At 65.2% G+C, this 6,016-nt stretch carries 5 protein-coding genes and 1 pseudogene; all 6 read right to left on the bottom strand.

Annotated features, from left to right (window positions below; translation table 11 throughout):
* The coding region (locus EN781_RS23205; protein ID WP_145965589.1) for an AMP-binding protein at positions 1 to 475 on the bottom strand (475 nt) is incomplete at its 3' end.
* 71 nt (positions 476 to 546) lie between these two features.
* On the bottom strand, positions 547 to 2,133 hold the full coding sequence (ggt, locus tag EN781_RS23200) for a gamma-glutamyltransferase (protein WP_126055999.1): 1,587 nt from the start codon (positions 2,131 to 2,133) through the stop codon (positions 547 to 549).
* Between the two features lie 22 nt (positions 2,134 to 2,155).
* The gene (locus EN781_RS23195; RefSeq protein ID WP_126056000.1) at positions 2,156 to 2,956 is read right to left on the bottom strand and encodes an ABC transporter permease; all 801 of its coding nucleotides are present in this window, start codon (positions 2,954 to 2,956) and stop codon (positions 2,156 to 2,158) included.
* Positions 2,953 to 3,871 (bottom strand): annotated as a pseudogene (locus tag EN781_RS36025) (ABC transporter permease). The gene EN781_RS23195 and the pseudogene EN781_RS36025 overlap by 4 nt, the downstream one beginning before the upstream one ends.
* Positions 3,871 to 4,953, bottom strand: a complete 1,083-nt coding sequence (locus EN781_RS23185) for an ABC transporter ATP-binding protein (RefSeq protein ID WP_126059189.1) — start codon at positions 4,951 to 4,953, stop codon at positions 3,871 to 3,873. Before EN781_RS23185 ends, EN781_RS36025 begins: the two are co-directional and overlap by 1 nt.
* An 84-nt stretch (positions 4,954 to 5,037) precedes the next feature.
* Positions 5,038 to 5,937 (bottom strand): ABC transporter substrate-binding protein, encoded by a 900-nt coding sequence (locus EN781_RS23180; protein WP_245492641.1) that lies wholly within the window; start codon positions 5,935 to 5,937, stop codon positions 5,038 to 5,040.
* Positions 5,938 to 6,016 lie beyond the last annotated feature (79 nt).

Genomic DNA, 6,016 nt, shown 5'->3' with positions numbered 1-6,016 from the left:
CCGCAGCCAACCCGGGCGGGGCGGGCGGACCGACGGGATCGCCCGCGATGGTGAAGCTGCCGGCCGGCGCGTCATCCGGCAGCAGCAACCGCAGCACCCGGATGCCGAGACGCTCGGCAACTTCGACCGCCAGCCCCTGCTCATCCCTGGCAACCAGGATCGCCTTGGCGCCGATGTCGGAGAGATAGAAATCGAGCTCGTCGGCCCGGTAGGCCGGATTGAGCGGAGCAGTCGAGGCCGCCGCCGCCACGGCGAGGAAGGCGGTCGCCATCTCCGGCCCGTTAGGCAGCACGATCGCCACACGGTCGCCACGGCCGAGGCCTAGCTCATTCATCTTCGCGACCGTCTCGCGGATCAGCCGGCGCAAACCGCCATGCGTGAGCGTCGGCCTATCAGGGGCCGAAACAGCCGGCGCGTCAGTGGCGCCGGGGGCGAGGCGGTGCGCAAGGTCCACAGTGTCAGCGGTATTGGTCATGGTCACCGACTATCTTTCCAGCCTGCAAAAATCCAGCCGAGCGGCAGCACGCAATCGTGAAGCCGCCGGCATCAGTATCCGAGCGCAAGTCCGTCCTTGCGTGGGTCAGACGCGCCGGTCAGCGTTCCCTTTTCCCAGTCGATCAGCACCGCCTGCCCGCCCCCCAGCGGATGATCTGGCTCCATCACCTGGTGGCCGCGCCGGCGCAGGCCTGCAACCGCGTCGACCGGCACGCTGCGCTCCGCCTCCGCCACGCCGCTGTTGTAGAAGACTCGCGGCGCATCCAGCGCCTGCTGCGGGTCCATGCCGAAGTCGATCATGTTGGTCAGCAGGTGAACGTGGCCGAAAGGCTGGTAGCCGCCGCCCATGACGCCGAACGGCATCATCGCGCGGCCGTCCTTGGTCATCATGCCCGGCATGATGGTGTGCATCGGCCGCTTGCCGGGCGCTATGGCATTCGGGTGCTTCGGATCGAGGCGGAAGCTGGTGCCCCTGTTCTGCAGCACGACGCCGCTCTTCGGGCTGACGACACCGCTGCCGAAGGAATAGTAGGTGGAGTTGATGAAGCTCACCGCATTCAAGTCGCGGTCGACGACGGAAATGTAGACGGTGTCGCTGCCCGGCAGGTCGAGGCGCGGCAATTCGGTCATGGCACGCTCGCGGTCGATCGCGGCGCGCAGCCGGTCGGCGTAAGCGCCGGACAAAAGCTCCTTCACCGGGACGGCGACATGATCCTGGTCGCCGAGAAACGTGTCGCGGTCGCGGTAGGCCAGCCGCCCGGCCTCGATCTCCAGATGCAGGCGTTCGGCGCCATTGGGGTCGAGTTCACCGAGTTTGAAGCCGGACAGCACGTTCAGCATCAGAAGCGCGGTCAGGCCCTGATTGTTCGGCGGCATCTGGTGGATGCCGTAACCGCGGTAGTCGATGCCGACCGGGTTCTTGTAGTCGCCCTTGGTCGAAGCAAAATCGTCGAGCGTGTGCAGTCCGCCGAGCTGGCGGAGCCGGCCGACGATGTCGTCGGCCACCGCGCCTTCGTAGAAGCCAGCGCGGCCTTTCTTCGCGATGATGCGCAGCGTTTCGGCAAGCTCCGGCTGGCGATGGACGTCGCCGGCCTTGGGCGGCTGGCCGCCGGGCAGGAAGATGCGCGCCGCCACCTCGTCGGCCGACAGGTCGGTTTCGGGATCCTCCCAGTCGAAGGCGACGCGGTCGTGCACGACGTAGCCATTTTCCGCGTAGTGGATGGCGGGCGCCAATGCGTCGGCAATGCCCTTGCGGCCATGGTCTTCCAGCAGCCGGCACCAGGCATCGACCGCGCCCGGTACAGTGACCGCGTGGGGACCCTGCTTCGGAAGCTCGCTGAAGCCGTTCTCCAGATACCAGTCGACGGTTGCGGCGGCAGGCGCACGCCCCGAACCGTTGAAGGCCAGCACCTTGCCTTGCCCTTTCGGGCAGAAGAGGACAAAGCAGTCGCCGCCGATGCCGGTCGACTGCGGCTCGACCACCGCCTGCACGGCGGCGGCGCAGACGGCGGCGTCCATCGCATTGCCGCCGGAGCGCAGCATCTCGATGGCGGCAAGCGTGGCCAGCGGATGCGAGGTCGCGGCCATCGCTTCGGTGGAGCGGGCGGGCGAGCGGCCGGGGAATTGGAAATCACGCATGCTGTTTACGGTATCCCTGCATTCAACGTCCGCGGCCGAAAAGCTGAGCGGCGGACAACAAGACGATCGATAGCACGATCAGGCAAGTCGAAATGGCGGCAATGGTCGGATCGATCTGGTCGCGCAGAGCATTGAACATGCGGCGCGTCAGCGTCGTGGTTTCGCCGCCGGAGATGAACAGCGAAACCACCACCTCGTCGAAGGAGGTGATGAAGGCAAACAGCGCGCCCGAGACGATCGAGAAACGGATTTGCGGCATCGTCACCTGGCGGAAGGCGGAAAAGCGGTTGGCACCTAGGCTGCGCGCCACCTTCTCCTGGTTCATGTCGTAAGACCGCAGGCCGGAAAGCACGGTCAGCACCACCAGCGGCAAGGCCTGCACGGTGTGCGCGACGACAAGGCCGGTCAGCGTGTTGTTGAGGCCGATGCGGGCATAGAGGAAGAAGGTGCCGATGCCGATCAGGATGACCGGGATGATCAGCGAAGCGGTGAGCAGTGCATTGATGGCGCCGGTCATTCGCAGCGTGCCGATGTTGATGGCGTAGGCTGCGGCTGTGCCGAGTGGCGTAGCCACGAGCATCGTCATCACCGCGACCTTGACCGACACGATGGTGGCATCGCGCCATTCCACCGATCCGAAATAGCTCTCGTACCAGCGCAGCGACCATTCCTGGGGCGGGAACTGCAGCAGCGTCGAGCCGGAAAAGGACATAATGACGATGATGACCGACGGCGCGATCAGGAACAGCAGGACGAGGGCGCCAAGACCATAGAGCCAGAGCCGTTGCCGGTGCGAGATGGGCAGGGCATTTTCCATGCTCATCGCGAGCTCCAGACGCCGGTGGCGCGTGCGCCGAGCAGCCATTGGAACAGGCCGAGCAGGGCGAGCGTGACGGCAAGCAGCACGACGCCGAGCGCGGCGCCCGCGCCCCAGTTGGAATAGAGGCTGGTGGTCTGCTCCATGCGCATCGCCCACATGATGACCTTGCCGCCGCCCATCAATGCCGGCGTGACGAAAAAGCCGAGGCAGAGCACGAAGACGATGACCACGCCGGAGGCGAGGCCGGGCAGCGACAGCGGGAAGAATATCTGCCGGAAGGTGGCGGCCGGGCTGGCGCCGAGATTCATGCCTGCGCGCAGGCAATCGGTGTCGATCGTCTTCATCGAGGCGTAGAGCGGCAGCACTAGGAACGGCAGCATGATGTGGGTCATGCCGATAATGACGCCGGCGAAATTGTTGGCGAGCGGCAGCGGCTGGCTGATGACGCCGAGATCGATCAGCCAGCTGTTGATCAGGCCCTTGCGCTGCAGGATGACCAGGCCAGGCATAGGTGCGCACCAGGACCGAGGTCCAGAACGGCAGGATGACCAAGACCAGGCATATCGAGGCCGCGCGACGCGGCAGTTGCGACAGCATGTAGGCCAGCGGATAGCCGAGCACGACGCAGGCGCCGGTGACGGCGAAGGCAACCTTGAAGGTGGTGAGGAAGGTCTTGATGTAGGAGGGCTGCTGGAAGAAGCGCGCGTAGTTCGAAGCGCTCAGCGCCCCGGTCTCGTCGAACAGCGACAGCCAGAACAGCCAGCCGATCGGCACGATGATGACGGCGAAGACGAGCAGCAGGCCGGGCGACAGCAGCGCCAGCAGCCCGAAGGATTCGCGGCGCGCATCGGCATGCAACGCATCGGCGTTGAGCGTCGGGGCGCTGGCATGGGGGAGTATGGCGGATTGCATGCTCATCAGTCCGCCGCCACCAGCACCACATCATCGGCATCGATACCGAGATTGACCGGTTCGCCGGGCCTTGGCAGCTTTGCCAGCACGTCACTGCGGCAATAGTCGCGCAGCGTCACCTGACGCCCATCTCGCAGCGTGGCATAGCAGGCGAAACTGTCGCCCTGGTAGATGACGTCGCCGACCGTCGCCGGGATCACGTTGACGCTGCCCGCCGGCGGAGCGTCGGCGACGAGGCGCAGCTTTTCCGGCCGCACCACCATCAAATGGCAGCCGGCGGCTGGCGCCGCAGACGTCATGCGGATCTTCCTGTCCTCATACCAGACGCTGCCGTTGCGGCTTTCGACCGGGATGAAGTTGGAATCGCCGATGAAGCCGGCGACGAAGCGCGTTTTGGGCGCGGCGTAGAGCACTTCCGGCCGGTCGATCTGCTCGATGCAGCCGGCATTCATGACGGCGATGCGATCCGACATGGTGATCGCCTCGCGCTGGTCGTGGGTGACGTAGACGGTCGTCATGCCCAGCCGGCGATGCAGATTGCGCAATTCGATCTGCATGTGTTCGCGCAGGCTCTTGTCCAGGGCCGAAAGCGGCTCGTCCATCAGCACGATGCGCGGTTCGAAGACGATGGCGCGGGCCAGCGCCACGCGCTGCCGCTGGCCGCCGGAAAGCTGGTCGACGCGGCGCTCGCCGAGCCCTTTCAACTGCACGAGGTCCAGCGCCTTTTCGACGCGCTCGGCCGTCTCCGACGCCGAGACGCGGCGCTGCTTCAACGGAAACGCGATGTTGTGGAAGACATTCATATGCGGGAACAGCGCATAGTTCTGAAACACCATTCCGATGTTGCGCCGGTGCGGCGGCATGGCGATGATCTCCTCGCCCCCGACCTTGATGCTGCCGGCATTCGCCCTGACGAAGCCCGCCAGGATCATCAGCAGCGTCGTCTTTCCCGAGCCCGACGGGCCAAGCAGCGTCAGGAATTCGCCGGCGGCGACATCGAGCGAAAGATCGCGCAGCACCGAGACGCCGCCGAACCTCTTCTCGATGCCGCTGATGCCGATTGGAAGCGCGGTCGGCGCGATGGACAAAAGCATCTCCCTGGACTCCGGATCATTCATGGCGGGACGGAGCTGGGCAGCGCCTGGACGCTGCCCCGACCGGTGCCACCCTGTCTATTGCTGGATCAGGTTGTCGAACTTCTCGGTCGCCTCCACGAGGGTGTCGCGCCAGAACTCGGGATCCTGCAGCACCTGCTTCTTGACGTTGTCCGGCGCCGAGTTGATGTCCTTGATCCGCTCCGGCGGGATCTTGCCGGTCTCGAAGGCCTTCTCGTTCGCCGGGCCGTTGTCGACATAGAGCGGCAGGTTGGCCTGAAGGTCGGGGCTGACAAACTTGGCCAGCGCCTTCATGGCGAGGTCCTTGTTCTTCGAGCCCTTGGGGATGACCATGCAGTCGGCGGTCAGAACGCCTTGGTCGAAGGAGAAGCTGACCGGCGCGCCTTCCTTCCGCAAGGTGCCGGCGCGGCCGTTCCAGATGCTTGCCATGTCGACCTCGCCGTCCTTGACGAGCTGCATGGCCTGCGCGCCGGAGGTCCACCAGGCGTCGACATGACCGCGGATCTTGTCGACGGACTGCAGCGCACCGTCGATGTCGACCGGATAGACCTTGTCGATCGGGATGCCCTTGGCAAGGGCGGCGACGCTCAGCGTTTCCGTCGCCTGGCTGCCTGAGAGCGCGCGGCGGCCCGGGAATTTCTCGACATCCCAGAAATCGGCCCAGGTCTTCGGCCCCTTGTCGCCGAAAACGTCGGTCCGGTAGATCAGCACGACCGAGGTGTAGGAGATGCCGACCCAGTCGTCATGGACGAGCTTGGGATTGATGCCGCTTCTGTCGATGACGCTGTAGTCGAGTTTCTCGAACAGGCCTTCCTTGGAGCCGCGCGCGCATTCGTCGGCGCCGAGCTCGGTGATGTCCCATTTGACGGCATTGCCGGTGACCTGCAGACGCACGTCGTCGAGACCGTTGGTGGTGTCTTCCTTGATGGTGATGCCGAGCGCATCGGCGGTCGGCATCACCATCAAGGAAGACACCACCAACGGTCTCGACGACGTGCGTCTGCAGGTCACCGGCAATGCCGTCAAATGGGACATC

The sequence above is a fragment of the Mesorhizobium sp. M4A.F.Ca.ET.090.04.2.1 genome, assembly GCF_003999085.1.
Classification (GTDB): domain Bacteria; phylum Pseudomonadota; class Alphaproteobacteria; order Rhizobiales; family Rhizobiaceae; genus Mesorhizobium.
The sequence above is the reverse complement of the archived record's forward strand: the minus strand, read 5'-3'. Positions and strand labels throughout refer to the sequence as shown.

Excerpts from the sequence above, each read along its gene's own strand:
- EN781_RS23180 (WP_245492641.1), bottom strand. The coding sequence starts at position 5,937 with ATGCCGACCGCCGATGCGCTCGGCATCACCATCAAGGAAGACACCACC.
- ggt (WP_126055999.1), bottom strand. The coding sequence starts at position 2,133 with ATGCGTGATTTCCAATTCCCCGGCCGCTCGCCCGCCCGCTCCACCGAA.
- EN781_RS23195 (WP_126056000.1), bottom strand. The coding sequence starts at position 2,956 with ATGAGCATGGAAAATGCCCTGCCCATCTCGCACCGGCAACGGCTCTGG.